We start from the raw sequence: 22,158 nt of genomic DNA, 5'->3' as shown, positions 1-22,158 counted from the left end.
TACGGTGAGCCAGCATTGTACCTGATAGATACCGGCCCAGCCGCACGTGTCACAATTCTTACAATTTGCACATCACGCCGCGAAGCCGCCGTCGATATGCAGGCTGGAGCCGGTGACGAAGGCCGCTTCAGGACTGGCCACGTAAGCCACCATGCCGGCGATTTCTTCCGGACGGCCGTGGCGCGGGATGGCCATCAGGCCGTGCAGCGAAGTGGCGAAGTCGCTGGTCTCCGGGTTCATGTCGGTGTTCACCGGGCCGGGCTGAACGTTGTTGATGGTGATGCCGCGCGGCGCCAGGTCGCGCGACAGGCCTTGCACGAGGCCGAGCAGGGCAGACTTGCTCATGGCGTAGGCGGCACCGCCGGCGAAAGGCATGCGTACGGCGTTGGTGCTGCCGATGTTGATGATGCGGCCGCCCTTGTCCATGAACGGCAGCACCGCTTGCGCCGCCACGAAGACGGCGCGGATGTTCACGGCCACGGTGTCGTCGAAGTCCTTCAGCGTGAACTCGCCCACGTCGCCCATGCGCAGCACACCAGCGTTGTTGACCAGGATGTCGATCTTGCCGAATTGCGCGGCGGTCTTGCCGATGGCGGCAGTCACCGCGTCCGCGTCGGCGGCGTCGGCCTTGATGGCCAGGGCGCGGCCGCCGGCCGAAATGATCTCCGCTGCCAGCGCGTCGGCCACCTCGGCCGAGGACTGGTAGGTGAAGGCGACGGTGGCGCCGTCGGCTGCCAGGCGGCGTACCACTGCCGCGCCGATGCCGCGTGCGCCGCCGGTGACGAAGGCGACTTTGCCGGCGAAGGTGGTGGCGTTGGTGACGTTGGTGGTGTTCATGTTGTTTCTCCTTGGGTTGGTTGATGAGTCCAGTATGTCCCAGGCATTCAATGCCCGCTAGACGGTAATCAGTCTTATCAGTTTCAGCCGTTGGTATAAGATGGCGGCATGGAACCGCTCAACTACCTTGAATCCTTCATCCACGCTGCCGAAACCGGCAGCTTTTCGGCGGCGGCACGCAGGCTGGGGCTCACGCCCGCGGCCGTGAGCAAGAACGTGGCACGGCTGGAAGCGAGCCTGGGCTTGCGGCTGTTCCAGCGCAGCACGCGCAGCCTCACGCTGACCGGCGGCGGCGAGCGCTTTCTGCACCAGGTGGGCGGCGCCTTCTCCACTGTGCAGGAGGCCATCGCCAATGCGGCGGCCGAGGAGGGCCAGCCATCGGGCGTGCTGAAGGTGGGCATGGCGCTGGCGTTTGGCCGCGAATACCTGCTGCCGCTGCTGGGCGGCTTCCTGGAGCGCTATCCTGCGGTGCTGCCCGACTGGCATTTCGACAACCGCCAGGTGGACCTGGTGGGCGGCGGCTTCGATGCGGCCATCGGCGGCGGCATCGAACTGGCGCAAGGCGTGGTGGCGCGCGAGCTGACCAAGGTGGACATGGTGGCGGTGGCGTCGCCGGCCTACATGGCGAACCGCGAGTGGCCGCGCCGTCCGGCCGACCTGGCGCAGCTTGACGGCATCGTCCGGCGTTCAGCGGGCACCGGCCGCGCCAAGGTGTGGACGCTGGCGCATGCGAGCGGAGACGAAGGCCTGGCGGCCAGCCGCCCGCGCATGATTTTCGACGACCCCGAAGCAATGGCGCATGCAGCCATGCGTGGCCTGGGCGTGGCGCTGCTGCCCATGCCGCACGCTGCACGCTGGCTCACCAGCGGCGCGCTGGCGCGGCTGCTGCCCGGGTGGCATGCGGACGCGGGGCCGGTATCGATCTACTATCCCAGCAAGAAGCTGCTGCCGGCGAAGACGCGGGTGTTCGTCGAGCACGTGGTGGAGCACTTCCGGCGCCCGGAGATCGCGGCCATCTTCGACAGCCGCAACTACGATTAGGGTTCCACCGAATGCGCGCGCTTCAGGCAGCGCAGCACGAAGGTGGAGCGGCTGTGGCGCAGGCCGGGCAGTTTGTACAGTTTGCGGCGCAGGAATTCTTCGTAGCCGGCGGTGCCCGCCACGGCCACTTTGATCAGATAGTCGTACTCGCCGGTGAGCAGGTAGGCTTCGATCACCTCCGGCAGCTCGGCCAGCGCCTGTCCGAATTTTTCGAAGATCTCATCGTCGTGCCGGTCCAGCGTGACCTCGATGATGACCGTATCCGGCAGGCCAAGCGCCTGCTGGTTCAGCACCGCCGTGTAGCTCTCGATCACGCCGCTGTCCTCCAGCGCCCGCACGCGGTTCCAGCACGGCGTGGTGGACAGGCCCACCTGCTCCGCGAGTTTGGTGTTGCTCAGGCGGCCGTCGCGGCGCAGGGCGCGCAGGATGCGGCGGTCGGTTTCATCGATGTTTGGTGGGATATTCATGAAATTGGCTAAGGAGAGGAAGACTATTCTCCATTTTAGCGAATTCCGGGTAAAACGAGGAAGCCTATTTTCCGCGCCCGCCCGTATAGTTCTTGCATGGACACTTATACCTCTCCCTTGCGAAAAAGCCTGCGCTTCACCATCGAAGCCGATGCAGCCCTGTCAACGCTGGAAAACGCGCTTGCGGTCGTGCGGCGGGCCGGCATTACGCTGGAGGCGCTGCGGATCAGCCAGTGCCCCCAAGGCATGGAGGTGTGGATGCGGCTGGAGGCGCCGCAGGAGGATCTTCTGACGTTGTGCCGCATGCGGCTGCACAACGTCGTCGGCATCCTGGCGATCAAGGAATCGCCGGCGGTAGTGCCCTCAGCCCGGAAGGTAGGCGTACTTGAACGTGAACACGGCGGCGATAATCCAGACGATAGGCTTCACTTCGCGCGCGCGGCCCGTGAGCAGCTTGAGCACCGCGTAGGTGATGAAGCCGAAGGCGATGCCGTGCGCAATCGAGTACGTGAACGGAATCATCATGGCGGTGATACCGGCCGGTACGCTTTCCGTGGTGTCGCTCCAGTCAATGTCCGCCAGGTCGCGCAGCATCAGGCAGGCCACGAATAGCAAGGCTGGCGCGGTGGCGTAGGCCGGCACGGCGCCGGCCAGCGGCGCGATGAACAGGCAGGCCAGGAACAGTACCGCGACCACCAGGGCGGTGAGGCCGGTACGGCCGCCGGCCTGCACGCCCGACGCGCTTTCCACGTAGGCGGTGGTGCTGGAGGTGCCCAGCAGCGAACCGGCCACGATGGCGGCGCTGTCGGCCAGCAGGGCCTTGTTCATGCGTTCCATCTTGCCCGGCACCAGCAGGCCGGCGCGGTTGGCCACGCCCATCAGGGTGCCGGTGGCGTCGAACAGCTCGACCAGGAAAAACACCAGCACCACATTGATGATGCCGACCGAGAGCGCGCCCTTGATGTCCAGCTTCAGCAGGGTGGGGTCGAGCGACGGCGGCGCGGAGAACACGCCGTGGAAGGTATTGCCGCCGAAGACAAAGCTGAGCAGGGTCACCGCGACGATGCCGATCAGGATGGCGCCGCGCACTTTCAGCTTGTCCAGCGCCACGATCAGCATGAAGCCGAAGATGGCCATCAGCGCGGGCGGCTTGTGCAGGTCGCCGGCGGCGACCATGGTGGCTGGATTGGCCGTGACGATGCCGGCGCTCTTGAGCGCAATCAGCGCCAGGAACAGGCCCAGGCCGACCGTGATGGCGGTGCGCAGCGCGTGCGGGATGCCGTTGATGATCAGCCCGCGCAGCCCGAGCAGGCTGACGATCACGAACAGGCAGCCGGAAATGAATACGGCGCCCAGCGCGGATTGCCACGGCACGCCCATGCCCAGCACCACGGCGTAGGCGAAGTAGGCGTTCAGGCCCATGCCGGGCGCCATGCCGATGGGGTAGTTGGCGTACAGCGCCATGATGGCCGTGCCGAGCGCGGCCGCCAGGCAAGTGGCCACGAACACGGCTTCCTTGGGCACGCCCGCGTCGCCAAGTATGGATGGGTTGACGAAGATGATGTAGGCCATCGTGAGGAAGGTGGTGATCCCCGCCACGGTTTCGGTCCGCACGTCCGAGCCGGCTTCCTTTAGCTTGAATAGTTTTTCAGCGATGGACATTGGCGCTCCCGTGATAGTGTGAGAAGGAGCATATCATTTCTCGCTCAGCTGCCAAAAGCCGTTTTGGGCACCATGTGGCGACGCCGGTATATTGGTCAGCATATGCGTCAAGCCCAGTTCGTCCAGGAAGCGCGCGTCGTGCGAGACCACGGCCAGCGCGCCGGTATAGCCTTGCAGCGCCTGCTCCAGCGCCCGCACGGAGCCCAGGTCGAGGTGGTTGGTGGGTTCGTCCAGGAGCAGGAGCTGGGCCGGATGCTTGCGCCACAGCGCGCAGGCAAGGGCGGCCTTCAGGCGCTCGCCGCCGCTCAGGCGGGCCGCCGGCGTCTGCACCTGCCCGGCATGCAGGCCAAGCAGCGCAAGGCGGCTGCGCAATTCACCTTCCGGCAGCGGGCTGTCCAGCTGGCGCAGGCGTTCCAGTACGGTGTGCGAGGGCGGCAGCAGGGCAGCGGCATGCTGGTCCAGCCAGGCGTGGGGCACGCAGGTGCAGCACGCACCGGACAGGGGCGGCAGCAAGCCCGCCATCATTTTCAGCAGCGTGGTCTTGCCGCAGCCGTTGGGGCCTGTAATGGCCAGCCGCACCGGCCCGGCCAGCGTGAAGTCCAGCGGGGGCGGACCTGGCGCACGAGGGGCTGGCGTTGCGGGCCTTGCCTGCTGCGCTACTGTTGCCGGCATTGCTGGTGCCGCTATCGATGCCTGCATGGGATAGGGCGGCACGGCGCGGTCGAACTGCATCACGCGCTTGCCCGGCGGGACGGCGCTGGCGGGCAGCAGCAGCGCCACCGGGGCCGGCGCATGCAGGCGCGCGGCGGCCTCTCGCACGGCCTCGTCGTGCGCGGCGGCGGTGTCGGCCCGGCGCTGGACGTCCCGCCCGGCGGTCGCTTCGGCCTGCCGTTTCAGCTTGCCGCGCAGGATGGGCGCAATGTTGGCCTCCTTGCCCACCCTGGCGTTGCGGGCGGCGCGGGCCTGCTGGTTGTCGTGCTGCTTGCGCAGCGCACGCTGCGATGCCTCGCGTTCGTTGCGCGCGTGCTCCAGCGCGCCGCGCGCGGCGTTGTCGGCCGCTTCGCGCTGTGCAGCGTAATGGCCGTAGTTGCCGCCGTAGCTGTGCAAGCCCGCCGGGTCCAGCTCCACGATACGGTCCATGGCGTCCAGCAGTTCGCGGTCATGGCTGATGACCACGGCGCCGCCGCGCCAGGCCAGCAGGCGCCCATGCAGCCATGCGCGGCCCGTACGGTCCAGGTGATTGGTGGGCTCGTCCAGCACCAGGCCGTCCGCCTGGGACAGGAAGGCGCCAGCCAGCGCAAGCCGCATCAATTCGCCGCCGCTCAGGCCCTCGGCGCTGTCGCACGGCCGCAAGTGCGGCATGCCGCAATCGGCCAACGCTTGCGCGAATTCGGCGGCCACGTGCCAGCGGCCTTCCAGCAGCTCCAGGTCATCGCTGCGCATTTCGCCCGCATCCATACGCGCCAGCGCGTCGAACAACGGCGACAGCCCGGCGACGGCGGCTACCGTGCCGCCCGCAGCGGGCCGGACCTCTTGCGGTACATAGGCCACGCCGCCTTCGCGCAGCACCGAACCTGCGTCGGGTGCAATCAAGCCGGCCATGACTTGGGCCAGCACGCTCTTGCCGGTGCCGTTCTCCCCGACCAGGCCGGTGCGCTCCGCGTGGAAGACCGCATCCAGCCGGTCGAACAGCACGCGGCCGGACGGCAGGGCGAGGGACAGCTGGCGCAGGGTAATCGAGAATGCGCCGGAAGGCGCGGGCGCGTTGGACGGCGCCATGGCCACCATGGCGGTGGCGTTGACAAGTACTGCCATATAAGTAAGCTCCAGACGAAACGACAACGTCATACGCAGGCCGCGCGGCGGTCTTGCGTTCTCTTGCAGAGGGGCCTTACTTGGTCATGGGCGCATACTCCTGAATGGGCGCTGCCTGCAATTTAGGCAGCGCCCGCATTTTAGCGCAGCTTCAGGGCGGTGGCAATATCGGACCAGGCCACGTACTTGAAGTTCTGCGGGCCGTCGGGCAGGCGCTTGTAGCCGTCCTGCACCACCAGCATGCCTTCGCCATAGGCGCCGCCCAGGTTGGCGGAGCTGACATCCAGCCCGTCGGTCTCGGACGCGCCGTCTATGCCTGCCGCCACGTTCAAGCCGATGCGGAAGCTGCCGCGCACCTTGTACGGTGCGGCCGCATCCAGCACCACGTAGCTGTTGCTGCCCTGGCTGGAGACCACCAGGTAGCTCGATTGCGCGCCATGGTAGAGCGACATGCCTTCCACGTCGGCGGTCAGCACCGCACCCACGGGCAGCACCATGCTCATGGCCGAGCCTTTGTCGGCTGCTGCAGGCAAGGTCCATACACCGCGCTTTTCTTCGCCCACGAAAAGTCGGCCCGTGCGGTCGTCGGCGACGCAGCCTTCCGGTTGCGTGGCAACCTTGAAGCTGCGCAGCAGGGTGCTGGTGAAAGCGCCATCCTTGCGGCCGATGCGGTAATGCTGGAAGGTGCCGTCCTTGTCGTTGACGAAGGCTTCCAGGCCGCCGCCGGCGGGCTGGTAGACGCAGATGCCGTAGATCTTTTCCAGTCCCGTCGGGAAGCGCACGGTTTCCGCCACGGCGCCGTTGCCGTCGATGGTGAACAGCACCATGGTGTTGTCGTCGCGCTGGGTCGCCAGGGCCAGGTCGTGGCGGCTGCCGTCGAGCAGCACGTTCTGGCGCACGTCCACATTGTTCAGTCGCCCGGATTCAAGCAACTGGGTCTGCCGTCCCTGCATGTCGTAGACCAGCAAGCCCTGCTTCTTGTTGGTGCCCAGCACGCGCGAGGCCGATGGATCGGATGGATGGACCCAGATGGCCGGGTCGTCCGCAGCGTCGCCGAGGCGGGCCATGGGTTCGGTCTGGGCGCGCGGCAGCACGATGGCGGGTGCGCCGGCCGGCGTTGCGGCCGCCGTGTTGGCTGAAGCGGTGGCAGCCGTCCCGGCGTGCGGGCCGGCGGTCATCGTGCGCCACTGCTTCGTCTCGTCGTCGTTCAGCAGCAGTTCGGCACCCGAGGCAGTGCTGCGGCTGGCCAGGGTGCGGCTGTTGGCGGTAGCCTTGAGCGCGCGCGGTGCCTGCGCCAGCCAGGCACCGTTGCGCCGGCTGAACAGGTTCAGAGATTTGCCCTTGGCATCCAGCATGGCGACCCCGCCCGGCAGCAGCGCCAGCGCGCCTGCGCCGCCGGCCAGCTTGCCGAACGGCTGGCGCAGTGCCAGCGCATGGCGTTCGCCGGCGCCTTCGGCGTCCGCGCTGTAGGCCCACAAGCCCATGCCGGACTCGCTGACGAACAGTGTGCCGGTGGCGTCGTCCACGCGGCAATGGCGTACGTGCGCCGGCAGTGCGAGCTTGCGTACCAGCTTGCGCTCGGCGCCGTCCAGCAGCCATTGCTCGCCCTGGCCGTCCTTTGCGATCAGGAATTGATAGCTGAGTTGCTGTGCGTCGCGGTACAGGCAGGCCGCTTCCGGCGCGAAGGACGGCGCCGGGAAGGGCGCCTGCACGCGCAGCGTGCCTGCCTTCAGGTCGGCATCGATGGCGACCGTGCGCTCGGTGTTCGAGTCCACCAGCGTGGCAAGCACGCCGCCGGCCTGGCTGCGGGTGTCCAGCTGCTTGCCGCGCACCGCGTGGCGGGTGCGCTCGGCGCCGCTGGCGTCCAGCAGGCGCAGGCCATTCTTGTCCAGCGCCAGCCAGCCGCCGTCCGGCAGCGCTGCCAGTTCGGTGGCGGTGGCGAGGCTGGCTGCCACGCCGGCCGGCAGTGCCGCCCCTGCCGTACCGGAAGCGGCGGCGAGCGGCGCGGACGTGGCGGCCAGGGCGGCAAAGGCGGCGCTGATGATTGCTTGCGTCCTGATTGCTTGGGTCTTGGTTGCGTGCGTCTTCATATCAGAACAGGCTGGCTTTCAGGGTGATCTTATAGGTGCGGCCATACTGCTCGTACTGCGCGTTATGGTTCTTCACGCCTTGGTAGACGTAGTACTTTTCGTTGTTCAGGTTGGAGGCCTCGAACTGCACTTGCAGCTGCTTGCTGATCTGGTAGGCAAAGGACAGGTCCAGCTGCTTCTGGCTGTCGACAATGCGGTCCTGCGCCGGGTTCAGGATGTCGCCGCCCATTTCGAGCAGGTATTCGGACTTGTAGTTCAGTGCCAGGCGGGTGCTCACCGGGCCTTGTTCGTAGCCCAGCATCACATTCATCACGCGGTCCGACTGGCCCGGCATGGAGATGCTGCGCGACAGGACCTTGCCCGCCTTCGTATCGAAGCGCGCCACGTTGGCCTTGGAGTCGCTCAGGGTGGCGTTGACGCCGGCCAGCAGGCTGTTGAAAGGCGCGGGCAGCATGCGCAGCGGCTGCTGCCACGCCAGTTCGATGCCCTTCACGGTGGCCTTGTCGCCGTTGGCGTAGGAGGTGGCGGTGGTGTAGTTCGCCCACTGGCCGGTGCCTGCGAGATTCGTGGTATAGGTGAAGTTCTTGATGTCCTTGTGGAAGGCGTAGGCCGACACGGTGCCGTCCGTGCCGAGGATGCGCTCCACGCCCAGGTCCAGGTTGCGCGCCTGCAGCGGCGCCAGGTCCGGGTTGCCGATGGTGGCTTCGGTGGCGCTGGACAAGCTCACGCCCGGCGCCAGCTGGCTGAAGTTGGCGCGCACCACGGCCTTGGTGACGGCGGCGCGGATGCTGGTGTGTTCGTCGGCGTCGTAGCGCGCCTGCAGTGTGGGCAGCCAGTTGGTGTAGGAGCGTTCGCGCCGCAGCGGCGATATGACGGTGCCGCTGATCTGCGATCCGGCCGCGTCGAAGCTGGTGTGCTCGGCCCGCACACCTGCCAGCACGCGCCATGCGTCCCAGGCCAGGGTGTTCTGCACATAGCCCGAGTCGATGTCCTCGTTCATGCTGAAGTCATTGATCGCGGATTCGGACGCCAGCCGCGCGCCGTTGCGGTCCAGGCCCGCGACGCGTGCGCGCACCACGGCCGGATCGATGGCGGCGCCGATGCGGCCCAGCTTGTAGTCCAGCTCACCGGCACCTACAAAGGCGGCCATGGCGGCAGGGCCGGCGCCCCAGTAGTTGCCGCTGCTGGTCTTGCTGCTGTTGTAGGCCCACTGGTTGGTGTCGTTGGCCTTCTCGCGGCGGCTGGTCTTGGCGCCGAACTTTAGCGTTGAACGCATTTCTCCCACGGGGAAAGTGTGCGACAGGTCGATGCGGGCGTGGCGTTCCTTGTCTTCCGAGTAGCGCTGCTGCAGCGTGATGGCGTTCAGGCTGTAGTTGGCAGCGTCGTAGATGCCGGCCGGCGCTACCAGCTGCGGCTGGGCGCCATTGGTAAAGCCCACGCCGGCAAAGTTGGCGTTGCCGCGGAAGCGCGCGTCGTTGATCGCTTCAGGCGTATCCTCGTTGGCGCGGCTCGTGCCGCCCACCAGGTTCAGCTGCCAGCCGCCGAATTTCTGTTCGGTGCCCAGCACGGTGGAGCGGATCTCCTGCGTGTATTTGCGCTGGCGCAGGCGGCGCTCGGCGCGTGCGCTGGCCGTGGCGCCTTCGGCGATGCTGCCGCCGGAGATATTGCTGATGGTCAGGCGGTCGCGTACTTCATCGTCGCTGAAGCGGCTCAGCAGGTTGCGCATGAACCAGTTGCTGCCTGCGGCCGGACGGTAGTCGAAGTTGATGGCGGCGGCGCGGCGGTCGCGCACAGGCAGGTAGTCGCGGAATTCGAAACTGCCCAGCTTTTCACCGTCCCAGGCGCCGCCGGTCTCCACGTTGTCGGAGCCGAACTTGCGCTTCTCGCCGCTCAGGCCAACCGCCACGCCCAGGCGGCCGTCCATGAAGCGCTGGGCCCACAACAGACTGGCGCTCGGGCTGGTCTGTCCGGTGTTCTGGTCGCGGCTGGCCGCTGCCGTCACGGACAGTACTTTGCCCGGCAGGTCGAAGGCGGACAGCGATTTCACCTCCACGGTGGCGCCCAGCGAGCTGGCGTCCATGTCCGGCGTCAGGGTCTTGCTCACTTCCAGGGAACGGATCAGGCCCGCCGGCAGCACGTCCAGCGCCACCGCGCGGCGGCCGGCTTCGGGCGAGGGCACCAGTGCGCCGTTGATGGTGACGGCGTTCAGGTCCGGGCCCAGTCCGCGCACGGTGATATAGCGGCCCTCGCCCTGGTCGCGCTGCACCGAGACGCCGGGCAGGCGGGCCAGCGCTTCGGCGGCGTTCTTGTCCGGCAGGCCGCCGATATCGTCGCTGCTGACGACACTGACGATGTTATCGGCCTTGTCCTGTGCGGCGATGGATTTGCGCAGGCTGGCCTGCTGGCCGGTGATGACGACGACGCCGGCCAAGGATGAGGACTCGGCAACCTGGGCGTGCACGCCCAGGGAGGTCAGCATGGCGAGTACGCCCAGGCTGAGGGCGGACAGTCGGAAGGTTGGCGGGGTGGGCTTGTGCATGGTTTTATTCGTTAGTTGAAATGTTGTAGGAACGCCGGGCATTCTAGGAACTGAATATGTCGCTTCTATTACAAAGCAGGTGCGGCGGGTGAGCTGTTTGCACCTCCCTGCTTGCACCTCCTTGTTGTCATGCGGACGTCACAAAGCGCCGCTATGCTGCCGCCATGCTAAAACTGCACCGTCCCTATCTGATGCTGTCGGCCTGCGGGCTGCTGCTGTTCCCCTTGCTGTATGCGGGCATGGGCCAGGCCAAGCCGCTGGCGCACTGGAAGTGGCTGGATATCCTGTGCGAGGGCGGTACCGCCGCCATGGCGGGCATCTGGCTGCTGATCACCCTGAGCAGCCGGCCCGGCGGCCTGGTGACGCGCCTGCTGGCGCTGGGGCTGGCGGCCATCATGCTTGGCTCCTGGGCCGATTGCCTGGACGAGTTCTTCCATGTGGCCAAGGACCAGGTGTGGGACAACTGGCTGGAAGCGCTCATGCCGCTGGGGATGCTGACGCTCACGGCCGGCATGTACTACTGGCGCCAGGAGCAGTTCAGCCTGAACGAACATTTGCAAAAGCGCGAGCGGCTGTTCCGCGACCACCGCGCCTTTGACCGCGTCACGCAGCTGGCGGGTGCGGACTACCTGCGCGCGCAGATCCGGCTGGAGCACGCGCGCGCGCCTGGCATGCCATGCGCGCTGGTGCTGCTGGACATAGATGGCTTCCACAGGATCAACCGCGAGCACGGCCAGCGCGAGGGCGACCGGGTGCTGCAGGCGGTCGGCCATATGCTGCTGCTTAACCTGCGCAATGAGGACCTGCTGTGCCGCTATGCGGGCGACCGTTATGCGGTGCTGCTGCCCGGCATGGGGCAGGAACAGGCGCAGGAACTGGCCGGGCACTTGTGCTCCATGGTGGGCCGCATGCGCCACGCGGCGCCTGCAGGACCGCTGGCGGTGGGACTGCGGCACGCCTGCACGCTGGCCGAGGGGAATCCCGAAGCGCTGCTGGCGGAACTGGGCAAGGCGGTCGATCTGGCGCCCCCCAGCGGCGGGGCCGAAGCCGGCGTCGCGCAGTCCGGCGGGGCGGACGACGGGCAGCGCCGGCTGGCTGCGGCGTGATCGCCTACCACGGCGCGGCGGATGCAGTGATCCCGGCGCGGCACCAGCCATGGCAGGTGCTGGACTACGCCGCCAGCCGGGACGCGGCCTTGCCCGCGCTGTGGCGCGGCACGGGCCTGGACGGGCCGGAGCTGCCGCCTGCGGACCTGCGCCTGGCGCCGCAGCAGTACCTGCAATTGCTGCAAAACGCCGCGCGCATGCTGGACAGCGCGGATACCGCCTTCATGCTGGGCCAGCAGATGCTGCCGGGCGACTGCGGCGCGGCGAGCGCAGAGCTGCTGCGGGCGCCGAGCCTGCGCGCAGCCCTGCACATCCTGGTGGAGCACGGCTGCCTGCTGTCGCCGCTGCTGTGTCCACGCTTCCGCACCGAGGGTGGCCTGGCCGCGCTGTACTGGACCGATAGCTACGGCGCGCCCGGCCAGCTGCCTTTCCTGGCCGAGATGCACATGACGGCGCTGGCGGCCATGTGCCGCTGGCTGAGCGGCGAGCGCCTGCCGTGGCGCTTCTGCTTCAACCGCACCCGCCCGCGCCACACCGAACAGCACGAGGTCCACCTGGGCACCGACTTGCGCTTCGACTGCCACCTGGACGCCATGCTGATCGACGCCGCCTGGCTGGACCGGCCGTGGCCCGCAGCGCAGGCGCGGACGCAGGCGATGGAGCAGGCAATGGAGCAGGCAACCGCGCAGCCAACCGGGCAGCCATCCGCGCAGGCAAGCGCGCCAGCCGGCGCGCCGCCCATCACGCCGGCTCCCAGCGCTTGGCAGTCCGCCACTCCCAGCCTGCTGAGCGCACTGTACGACTATCTGCTGGCCCGCGTGCGCGCGGCGCCGTCCCTGGAGCAGACGGCAGCGGACTTCGCCGTCAGCCCGGCCACGCTGAAGCGGCACCTGGCGCGCCACAACACCCACTTCCAGGCAGAGCTGGACCAGGTGCGCACCCACGTTGCGCTGTATCTGTTCCAGACCCGCCGCGCCGACAACGACGCCGTGGCCGAGCACCTGGGCTTCCACGACGCCACCAACTTCCGCCGCTCCTTCAAGCGCTGGACCGGCCAGACCCCCGGGCTGCTGCGGGAAACCCTGCTGGCGGGCGCGAACTGAAACGCTCATTGCCGTTGTACAATTGGTGTCCACAAGAACCATGTGCATCGATGCGTCTACGTACCCATTACTGGCTGCTGGCTTTTTCCATCGTGTTGCCGGTGGCGGTGTTCTGCAGCATCGCGCTGGACATGCTGCTGACCGCGCAGCGCGCGTCGGCCATGCGCCATATCGAGGAAAGCGCGCGTTCGGCCACGCTGGAGATCGACGCCGAGATCCGCCGCGCGCAGTCGGTGCTGCGGGTGCTGGCCAATTCGCACTCGCTGGCATCGGGCGACGTGGAACGCTTCCACCAGGAGGCCAGCGCCGCCAACGCCGGCCATGGCGGCTGGATCATCCTGTACGAGCGCAGCGGCCAGCAGCTGGTCAACACCCGCCTGCCGTACGGCGCCGCGCTGCCGATACGGCCAGATCCCGAGGTGACGGCGCGCCAGCTCGACAGCGGTACCGGCGCCGTCTCCGGCGTGAAATGGGGCCTGGACCTGAAGCGGCCGTTCGTGACGGTCGAAATGCCCATCACGACGGCGGCGGGCGACCGGCGCGTGATCGCCCAGGCTTTCACCCCATCCTATTTCTCGCGCAGCTTCGACGCGCGCACCATTCCCGCCAGCTGGCAAGTCAGCCTGGTTGACGGCACCGGCGTCATCATCACGCAGCGCGGCCAGGCCGATGATCCGGCGCGCAGGCGCATTGCCGGCGACGTACTGGCGGGCATGCAGGCGGCACCGGACGGCGCGCTGCGGCATGCCGGCGCGGACGGCACCAGGTTCCATTCCTATTTCGTGCGCTCGGCGCTGTCCGGCTGGGCGGTGCTGGTGTCGGCGCCGGCGGCCGAGATCAATGCGGCGGTGCTGCGCGGGATGTCGGTGGCCATTGGCGGCTTTGTCATCGCCATCGGCTCTGCGCTGGTGCTGGGCATCCACACCGGGCGCAGGCTGGTGCGCTTCGTGTCGAGCGCCTCCAATGCCGCACGCTCGCTGGGCGGCGCCATGCCCGTGTCCGGGCTGCGGCAGTCCAGCATCGGTGAAATGGAAGCATTGAATGACGCCATCCGCGACGCCGACACGCGCTTGCGGGCCGAGATGGTGACGCGCGCCAGCGTGGAGGCCGAGCGCAACGAACTGCTGGTGCGCGAGCGTGCCGCGCGCGAGCATGCGGAGCGGCAGAATGCGGCCAAGGACGAATTCCTGGCCATGCTGGGCCATGAGCTGCGCAACCCGCTGGGCGCGATCACCAGCGCGGTCACCTTGCTGGAACTGGCCGGCCGGCAGGGCGCGCCGCCCGAGGCCGGCCAGCGCGCGCGTGAAGTGCTGCGCCGCCAGACCGCGCATCTGACTTCGCTGGTCGACGATCTGCTGGAAGTGAACCGCGCGCTGATGGGCAAGCTGGCCCTGAGCAAGCAGCCGCTGGACCTGGCCGAGGCGGCGAGCGGCTGCCTGGAAACGCTAAAGGCCGGCGGAAGGCTGGAGCAGCACCGCATCGAGTTGCGCGCCGAGCCGGCGCCGGTGCTGGCCGATGCCACGCGGCTGTCTCAGGTGATCGACAATATCCTGGACAATGCACTTAAATACAGCCCGCCCGGTTCGGCGATTCGCATCCAGGTGGCGAGGGACGGCGGCATGGCCGAATTGACAGTGAGCGACGAGGGCGTGGGCATCACGCCGGAGCTGCTGCCGCGCGTGTTCAACGTGTTCGTGCAAGGGGAGCAGACCTTGCAGCGCGCGCAGGGCGGCCTGGGCATAGGGTTGACGCTGGTGCGGCGGCTGGTTGAGATGCATGGCGGGACCATCGCCATCGCCAGCCCGGGCGTGGGGCAGGGCACGCGCGTGACCGTGCGGCTGCCCGCCGCGCCAGCCGGCGGTGCGGACCCTGCCGCCCCACCGGGTTCCTCAAGCCAGGCTACAGGTTGAACAGCTGCGTGTAGATGCGCGCGGCCATCAGGCCGGCCGGCGTGTGCTGCAGCGCGGGTGCCAGCAGCCGCGAAAGCGTGGCCATCGCTTCTTCCTTGCTGTCCGACGAGGCCAGCCGCGCTTCCAGCAGGCGCAGTTCGCAGCCTATCGATTCCCAGGCGTGTTCGTCGGCGGGGAAGTGGTGGCGGATCACCGGCCGCTCCGCGCGTACGCGCCTTGGCGCGTCGGCAGTGGCAAGCTGGCTGCCCTGGTGTTTCGGGCCGCCGGCGTCGGCGGGGCCGTCCGGGACCGGGAGCGGTGCCGGCACGGCCTGGGCGGACCTGCCGGGCGCACGGTTGGCCACGGTGTCGGGCGGCAGTACCGGGGCTGGCTGGCTGCCTGCTTGTCTGGCTGCCGTGGCGGCAGTGGCAGCATTGGCGGCAGCGGCAGCCGGCCGGCCGGCTGGCGCACCAGCGGGCGCGGCGGCCGAAGATTCGGCCGGCAGCGGCGCGGCGGCATCGCCGGCGGAGGGCAGCGGCAGGTGGGCGGCTTGCGCGTGCAGGCGGAAACCATCGGCCACGCGGCGGTAGAACGCAGCCGGATCGCCCACCCGCGCCATCACGCCACGCAGGCTGAGCAGGGCCGACGGCCCGCTGCCGGCCGCCACGCCAGCGCCGGCGAACGCGTCGGCGTGCAAGCCCAGCTCCGTCAATTCGTGGCGCGCCACCAACAGTTCAGCCGAGGGCTGCTGGCGCGCCAGGTTGTAGCCGATCAGTTCAGGGAGGAAATCATCCCCGTTGTGCGCCAGCGACAGTTCCAGTGCCGCGCTGCGGTAGCTGGCAAGCGGCAGGCCCACCGACAGGCCGCCTGCGCCCGCATCCGCGCTGGCCGAGCCCGCGCCCGATGCCAGCAAGTCGCGGTACAGCAGGTAGCGGTTGCGGTCCGGCACGCCGTTGCCCAATTGCTCCAGGTAGCTGGCGATCATGGGCTGGAAATCGACGTCGTCCCAGCGCTCCACCACGCCGTACAGCGAGGCGCCGTCCGCCAGCCGGGCCGGCGCAGCTTCGCGCAAGAACTGGCGCGCCTGCGCCAAGGTGGCGAAATGGCGGCGCGGCGCGCCGAATTCGCGCACCACCTGGTAGCGGTGATAGGCATCCGTTGCGGTCTGGGCATGGTGGGCGATCCAGCCTGCCAGCTCGTCATAACGGACTGGCAGGCAGGGCGGCTGGGCGGCGGCCGCATCCAGTTGTGTGCGCAGGAAGGCGGCGGCGTCGGCGGCGCGCGACGGTTCCGCGGTGTCGGACAGGGCGGCATAGATGCGCATGGGCGCTTCGGGAACGGCAGTTGCGGCGGGGGTCAGCATGACTTGTCTCACTCTGGCTAGCATTTTTTCCAGTATGCAAAAATGTTGCTTGCATGCGTAGCGGTGATGTTCCCGCCGCTCTGTAAGACTAGACTGACACCGGAAAAATGCCATGTAAATGTTGCTGTCCTGTGGCACAAGGTCATCAGCCTGACACATGCCGGTGCTAGCATGGCGCGCGCTACCAACCACGAGCCATCATGATCAAGCATTTTTCCCTATCCGTTTTCGCCGCCGCCGTGCTGGCGTCCGGCCCGGCACATCCTGCCCCTGCCGCCCCCGCCGCCGCCAGCCAGCCGAGATTGCTGGTGGTCCTGGTGGTGGACGGTTTGCCCAACGAACAGGTGCAGCGCTACCGCGCCCAGTTCGGCCAGGGCGGCTTCCGCCGCCTGCTGGAGCAGGGCGCAAGTTTCAGCAATGCGCACCAGGCGCACGGCATCACGGTCACGGCGGTCGGCCACGCGGCCATCCTGTCGGGCGCCTATCCCTACCAGCACGGCGTGGTCGCCAACAACTGGATCGACCCGGTGACCCACGTGTCAACCTACTGCACCGAGGACACCGCCTACACCTATCTCGGCGAGGAAACCAAGTCTTCCGACGGCACCTCGCCAGCGCGACTGCGGGTGAGCACGCTGGGCGACGAGCTGCGCTATGCCAGCGGCGGGCGGGCCAAGGTGCTTACCGTGTCCGGCAAGGACAGGGGCGCCATCCTGCTGGCGGGGAAGACCGGCACCGCCTATATGTACATGGACAAGAGCGGCAACTTCGCCAGCAGCAGCTACTACATGGCGGCGCATCCGGCGTGGGTGCAGCGCTTCCAGGCGGCCAGGCCGCAGGACCGCTACTACGGCAAGTCATGGACGCCGCTCCTGCCGGCCGAGGCCTACGCGGGCGACGCGGAAGATCCGCCTGCCGCCGCGAACGGCGGGCGCAACCGCTTCCCGTTCTCCTACTATAGCGAAAGCGGCGCCCTGGACGCCTCCTATTACGCGCGCCTGCGCGTGGGTCCCTACCTGGACGAGCTGACGCTGGAATTCGCCCGCGCCGCCATCGAGGGCGAGAACCTGGGCCGCAACCCGGCGGGTGTGCCGGACGTGCTGGGCGTGAGCCTGTCCAGCCACGATTATGTGAACCACGCTTTCGGCCCCGAGAGCAAAATGTCGCACGACCACCTGCAGCGGCTGGACCGTATGCTGGCCGGCTTTTTCTCCTACCTGGACCTGCGCGTGGGCCGCGACAACGTGATGGTGGTGCTGACCGCCGACCACGGCTTTGCCAATGTGCCGGAGTTCGCCAGGGCGCACAAGCACGACGCCGGCCGCATCCGGGGCGACAATATGGTCGCCGCGCTGGAACAGCATCTGGCGGCCCGGTTCTCCGTGCCCGGGCTGGTGCTGGCCAGCACCGCGCCGAATGTGCTGCCCAACATCTACCTGGACCATGAACTGATGGAAAAGCACGGCCTGGACAGCGCTGACGTGGAGCAGGCCGCGTCGCGCTTCCTGCTGCGGCAACCCGGCGTGAACGAAGTGTTCACCCGTAGCCAGTTCGAGCGCGGCGCCGCCGCGCCGACCCGGATCGCCGTGCTGATGCGGCGCGCCTGGAACCGCCAGGTGTCCGGCGACCTGATGGTGGTCAACAAGCCGAACTGGTTCCCCGGCAGCGGCACCGGTACCACCCACGGCTCGCCGTACAACTACGACACCAACGTGCCGCTGATGATGATGGGCAGGCAATGGATCAAGCCCGGCGTCTACGGCCAGTACGCGGAAGTGGTGGACATTGCGCCCACGCTGGCCCACCTGCTGCGCCTGCGGCCGCCCTCCGGCGCCGAAGGGCGGGTGCTGACGGAGACGCTGCGCTAGACTTCCGTGCCCGCCGGCCCTCGGCCCCGCGCCGTCAGAATTTAGTGAACTGGCTTTCGTCCAGTCCGCCTGCTGCGGGCGCCAGGCTGGAACCCGATGCCGTCCCTGCGCGTTGCGCGCGCGGCTTGACGGACTTGAGCTGGCGCACTTCGGAGCGGGCCGGCTGCCCGTCGGCGGCGTAGCGCTTGAACATGGCCATCAGGTGCGCCAGGTGGTCGGCTTGGGAATTCATCTCTTCCGACGTGGCGGCCAGTTCCTCGGAGCTGGCCGCATTGGTCTGGGTAGCCTGGCTGAGCTGCACCACGGCGGAATTGATCTGGCCCACGCCGGCTGATTGTTCCTCGGACGCGGCGGCGATTTCCTGCACCAGGTCCGAGGTGCGGCGGATGTTCGGCACCATGGCGTCCAGCAGCACGCCAGCCTGTTCCGCCAGTTCCACGCTGTTGGCCGCCACTTCGCCGATCTCCTGCGCCGCCACCTGGCTGCGCTCGGCCAGCTTGCGCACTTCGGCCGCCACCACCGCGAAGCCCTTGCCGTGCTCGTGCGCGCGGGCCGCCTCGATGGCCGCATTCAGGGCCAGCAGGTTGGTCTGGTAGGCGATGTCGTCGATGATGCTGACCTTCTTGGCGATCTGGCGCATGGCCGCCGCCGTGGCCTTCACCACCTCGCCGCCCTTGGCCGCTTCCTGCGCTGCCTTGGTGGCGATGCCGTCGGTGACGCGGGCGTTTTCCGCGTTCTGCGTGATGGAGGCCGTCATCTGCTCGATGGAAGCGCTGGTTTCCTCCACGCTGGCGGCCTGCTCGCTGGACGCCTGCGACAGCGACTGCGCCGTGGCGCTGACCTCGGTCGAGGCGCTGGCCAGCGCACCGGTCACGTGCTGGATGTCGCGCACGATGGCGCTCAGGCTGCGCGAAATCCACACCGCCAGCACGCAGCCGAGCAGGGCGATCACCACGGCGAAGGTCAGGATCCAGCGCTTGGCCTGCTGCGCGATCTCGCTCATTTCCGCCGACTCGCTCCGCGTTTCAGCCGCATTGACTTCGCGCAGCCGGGCGCTGGCGCTGGCGATGCCGGCGTCCGCACCCTTCACGGCCTTGTCCAGCTCGGGGACGGTGGCGCCTTTTTCACGCAGCGCCTCCAGGTGCGACATCTGCTGGCCGTATTCCTTGGTGGCGGCCAGGATCTCATTGAGCAAGCCCTGTTCTTCGCGCGAGACGTCGCCGCCGGCCAGGTAGCTGTTGGCAGCCTTGTCGATTTCGGCGATCTCGGTGCGGAATTTGGCGGCGTAGTCGCCGCCGCGCAGCACATAATTCTTGAAGCTGTGGGTGGCGCGCCCATGCGCACCGACAATGGACATGACGGCATCCTTGCGCGCCAGCGTCACGGTTTCGATGGCGTTCCAGCGCCCCAGCAGCGTGCTCAGGCTGGCAAACGCCGTCAAACCCAGCAGCACGACCAGGATGACGATACTGCCCAGCCCCACGTGCAGCCGGGTCTCCATTTTCATGTGTTTCAGCATGGTTCTTCCTCCTGGCGGCGGGCGCCGCTTAGCAGGACATTGTGACGGAATTGACCGGCACAAATATCACCAAATCTCACATCGGCGCGTTTACTTCAATTTTGTTCCGCATCCACCACATAGCAGTCGCGGCCGTTGCGCTTGGCCTGGTACAGCGCCCGGTCCGCGCGCGCGATCAGGCTGGACTGGGAGTCGCCTTCGCCCTGGTACAGCGCCACGCCGATGCTGGTGGTCACTTGCATCGGTGAACCGGCCACCGAGAACGGGGTACGCACCGCCGCCACGATCTTGGCCGCCAGCAGGGCCGCTTCGCCGCCCCGGTCCACGTTCTCCAGCACGATGATGAATTCGTCGCCGGCCAGGCGCGCCACCAGGTCCACCGCGCGTACCGCCTGGATCAGGCGGCTGGCGAACTCCTTCAACACCTCGTCGCCGGCGCCGTGGCCCAGGCTGTCGTTGATGGACTTGAAATTGTCGATGTCCAGGTAAGCCAGCGCCATGGGGCGCGCCAGTCGCTGGCTGCGCGCCATGGCTTGCTGCAGCACTTCCTCGAACTTGCGGCGGTTGGCAATGCCGGTGAGCGCATCGAGGCGGGCCAGTTCGATCAGCTGGCGCTCCACCGCCTTGATGCGGCTCATGTCCTGCGTCAGCGCGTAGACGCCGGCCACGGTGCCGTCGGGACGCAGGTCCGGCACGAAGGTGGTTTCCAGCGTGCGCTGGTCGCCGTACAGCCTGGCCCGGTGTTCGAAGGACACATGCACGCCGGTGAACGCGCGTTCCAGGTGGGGCCGCGTCTTGGCGTAGGCGGCCGCGCCCATCACGTCCTGCAGCGGGCGCGCGGCGAGCGTGGCCGGGTCCAGCCCCAGCCAGTGGCGGAAGGTGGCGTTGCCGAAGCGCAGCACGTGGTCGCGGTCGATATAGGACACCAGGGCGGGCAGGTGGTCGGTGATCAGCTGCAGGCGCTGCTCGCTGGCGGCCTGGGTCAGCTCGGCGTTGCGGCGCTGGGTGATGTCCATCGACATCAGGTAGATGCCCTGCACCGTGCCGGCCGCATCGACGTCGGGCACCAGATCCGTCATCAGGTGCAGCGGTCGGCCCAGCTGCACACTGTCGCGCTCCTCGTGTACCCGCTCGCCGCGCAGGGCGGCGTCGATCTTGTCCTTCCACGCCAAATAGACTTCCATGCCGAATACTTCGGTGATGGTCTTGCCCAGCATGCCGGCCGGCGCCACGCCCAGCAGCTGCTGGTAGTAATCGTTGGTGAAACGGTAGCGCAGGCTGCGGTCCACATAGGCCACCAGGGCCGGCATACTGTCGGCGATCATGCGCGCGCGGTGCTCGCTGGCGGCGATCTGTTCTTCGTGCGCCACGCGCTCCGAAATATCGTGCAGGAAGGCGGTGGCGATCACGCCGCTGTCGTGGCGCAGGGTACCCACCGACAGCTCGACCGGAATTTCGCGGCCGTCCCGGTGCAGCGCCGCGATGCGGGTGCGCTGCAGGCGGCGCTGGCTGTCGGCCGAGCCGTCTACAGCGCGGCCGCCGCCCATGCGCATGATGCCCAGGGCGTGCGCACTGCGCAGGCGGGGCGGCACGATCAGCTCGGCCACATTGCGGCCCAGCGCCTCGTCCCGGTGCCAGCCGAAGGTGCGCTCGGCCTGCGCGTTCCATTCGGTGATGGTGCCGTCGGCCCGGGTACTGACGAAGGCGTCCGGCGCGTGCTCCAGGATGTTGCGCACCAGCGTTTCGCTGGCCAGGACCTTTTCCTGGGTGGCGGCGCGCTCGGCGGTCAGCTGGTAGAACGCTTCGCCCAGTTCGCCGATCTCGTCCTGCCGGCCCGAGCGCAGCGCGGCAATGTCGGTGCCGCCATGGCGCAGCAGCGCCACCCGCTGGCGCAGCTTTTCCAGCGGCCCGAGCAGGCGGTGGATGGCCAGCCACGCCACCAGGCCGGCCACCGCCGCGAACAGGCTGGCCGCCAGGATGGCCTGCTTGCGCAGGCCGATCAGCGGCGCGAATGCCTCGGCGGTGGGATAGCGCGCGGCCACGATCCAGTTGGTGCTCTTCAGGCGCTTATACGAATAGATGCCCTCGTTGCCGTCCTTGTTCTTGGCCTCGGTCCAGCCCTCGAAGCCTTTCAGGGCCATCTCGGTGGCGCGGTTGTAGCCGGGCCGGTCGTTAATGTGGCGCAGCAGGCGTTCCGGGGTGGGATGGTGGATCAGGATGCCACCGGTGGTCATGATGAACATGAAGCCGGTCTTGCCCGGCTTGAGCGCATTGATGGGGCCGAAAAAGTCGGACTGCTGCAGGTCGATGCCGGCGGCGATCACGTAGGCCACGTCGCCTTGCGGGTCCAGCACGGGCTGGGTCATCAGCACCACGGGCCGGCCCGACAGGCGGCTGAGGAAGGGCGCCGAAATCAGGCCGCTGCGTGTGCTGACCGTATTGTCGAAATAGGGCCGGCCGACGGCCTCCACGCTGGCCTCCTTCAAATCCGGGCGTGAGGTGGCCACCATCTTGCCAGCCCGGTCGAACACCACCACGTTGAAGAACTCGGCGCCCACCGCCGACCGGGACTGCAGCAGCGCCTGCAGCGCGGCCGGGTCGCTGTGGATGCCCGGCGGCAGGCCTTCCGGCAGGGTGGAGAGCAGGGCGCGCTTGGCTTCGAGCTGCTCGTCGACATAGGCGGCGGCACTGGACAGCACCGCGTACTGCTGGGCGCCGATGACGGCCTTCATGTCGTGCTCGGCCAGCATGAGGGCCAGGGTGGTAACGATGGTGGTGGCGGCCAGCACCAGCAGGATGACGACCGTGGTCATCCGTGATTTGAGGGTGCGTGGCAGGAAGCCGGCAGTGGCCATGTCT

14 protein-coding genes are annotated in these 22,158 nt (G+C 68.0%); 5 read left to right on the top strand and 9 right to left on the bottom strand.

What is annotated here, in order from left to right; translation table 11 throughout:
- Positions 1-72 precede the first annotated feature (72 nt).
- Complete coding sequence (locus tag ASC94_RS02450; RefSeq protein ID WP_056390222.1) at positions 73-837, bottom strand: SDR family oxidoreductase; 765 nt, start codon at positions 835-837, stop codon at positions 73-75.
- A gap of 108 nt (positions 838-945) precedes the next feature.
- Between ASC94_RS02450 and ASC94_RS02445 the strand changes: the two genes are divergently transcribed.
- A complete protein-coding gene (locus tag ASC94_RS02445; protein ID WP_056390219.1) occupies positions 946-1,878 on the top strand; it encodes a LysR family transcriptional regulator in 933 nt (310 codons plus the stop codon).
- Here the strand turns inward: ASC94_RS02445 and ASC94_RS02440 are convergent.
- From ASC94_RS02440 to ASC94_RS02420, 5 genes are all read right to left on the bottom strand, one after another.
- A complete protein-coding gene (locus ASC94_RS02440) occupies positions 1,875-2,345 on the bottom strand; it encodes an Lrp/AsnC family transcriptional regulator (RefSeq protein WP_056390217.1) in 471 nt (156 codons plus the stop codon). The two genes, ASC94_RS02445 and ASC94_RS02440, sit on opposite strands and share 4 nt — an antisense overlap.
- Positions 2,346-2,708: 363 nt before the next feature.
- On the bottom strand, positions 2,709-4,007 hold the full coding sequence (locus tag ASC94_RS02435; protein WP_082616057.1) for an NCS2 family permease: 1,299 nt from the start codon (positions 4,005-4,007) through the stop codon (positions 2,709-2,711).
- 33 nt (positions 4,008-4,040) lie between these two features.
- Positions 4,041-5,786, bottom strand: coding sequence for an ABC-F family ATP-binding cassette domain-containing protein (locus ASC94_RS02430; protein ID WP_373888098.1), 1,746 nt, complete (start codon positions 5,784-5,786; stop codon positions 4,041-4,043).
- A 176-nt stretch (positions 5,787-5,962) separates the two neighbouring features.
- The gene (locus ASC94_RS02425; protein WP_082616053.1) at positions 5,963-7,912 is read right to left on the bottom strand and encodes a phytase; all 1,950 of its coding nucleotides are present in this window, start codon (positions 7,910-7,912) and stop codon (positions 5,963-5,965) included.
- Position 7,913: 1 nt separating this feature from the next.
- Entirely contained in the window at positions 7,914-10,451 is a 2,538-nt protein-coding gene (locus tag ASC94_RS02420) for a TonB-dependent receptor (protein WP_056390210.1), read from the bottom strand.
- 164 nt (positions 10,452-10,615) lie between these two features.
- Between ASC94_RS02420 and ASC94_RS02415 the strand changes: the two genes are divergently transcribed.
- Genes ASC94_RS02415 through ASC94_RS02405 form a run of 3 tightly spaced genes read left to right on the top strand, consistent with a single transcriptional unit; the run spans position 10,616 to position 14,570 of the window.
- Positions 10,616-11,557 (top strand): GGDEF domain-containing protein, encoded by a 942-nt coding sequence (locus tag ASC94_RS02415; protein WP_056390207.1) that lies wholly within the window; start codon positions 10,616-10,618, stop codon positions 11,555-11,557.
- Positions 11,554-12,660, top strand: a complete 1,107-nt coding sequence (locus tag ASC94_RS02410; protein WP_056390205.1) for an AraC family transcriptional regulator ligand-binding domain-containing protein — start codon at positions 11,554-11,556, stop codon at positions 12,658-12,660. The genes ASC94_RS02415 and ASC94_RS02410 overlap by 4 nt, the downstream gene beginning before the upstream one ends.
- 50 nt (positions 12,661-12,710) lie before the next feature.
- Positions 12,711-14,570, top strand: a complete 1,860-nt coding sequence (locus tag ASC94_RS02405) for a sensor histidine kinase (protein ID WP_082616051.1) — start codon at positions 12,711-12,713, stop codon at positions 14,568-14,570.
- Here the strand turns inward: ASC94_RS02405 and ASC94_RS02400 are convergent.
- Positions 14,560-15,912, bottom strand: coding sequence for an iron-containing redox enzyme family protein (locus tag ASC94_RS02400; RefSeq protein ID WP_056390197.1), 1,353 nt, complete (start codon positions 15,910-15,912; stop codon positions 14,560-14,562). The two genes, ASC94_RS02405 and ASC94_RS02400, sit on opposite strands and share 11 nt — an antisense overlap.
- 200 nt (positions 15,913-16,112) lie before the next feature.
- Between ASC94_RS02400 and ASC94_RS02395 the strand changes: the two genes are divergently transcribed.
- Positions 16,113-17,780: an alkaline phosphatase family protein gene (locus ASC94_RS02395; RefSeq protein ID WP_056390195.1), complete on the top strand. Its 1,668-nt coding sequence runs from the start codon at positions 16,113-16,115 to the stop codon at positions 17,778-17,780.
- A gap of 34 nt (positions 17,781-17,814) precedes the next feature.
- On the opposite strand, the gene ASC94_RS02390 is transcribed toward ASC94_RS02395, so the two are convergent.
- Together ASC94_RS02390 and ASC94_RS02385 are read right to left on the bottom strand one after the other, a co-directional pair.
- Entirely contained in the window at positions 17,815-19,299 is a 1,485-nt protein-coding gene (locus tag ASC94_RS02390) for a methyl-accepting chemotaxis protein (RefSeq protein ID WP_056390192.1), read from the bottom strand.
- A 95-nt stretch (positions 19,300-19,394) separates the two neighbouring features.
- Positions 19,395-22,112, bottom strand: coding sequence for a diguanylate cyclase domain-containing protein (locus ASC94_RS02385; protein ID WP_056390188.1), 2,718 nt, complete (start codon positions 22,110-22,112; stop codon positions 19,395-19,397).
- Between the last annotated feature and the right edge of the window lie 46 nt (positions 22,113-22,158).

This window comes from Massilia sp. Root418 (assembly GCF_001425265.1).
GTDB lineage: Bacteria > Pseudomonadota > Gammaproteobacteria > Burkholderiales > Burkholderiaceae_D > Rugamonas.
Note: the sequence above shows the minus strand (reverse complement) of the source record. Positions and strands in the feature narration are given on the sequence as shown.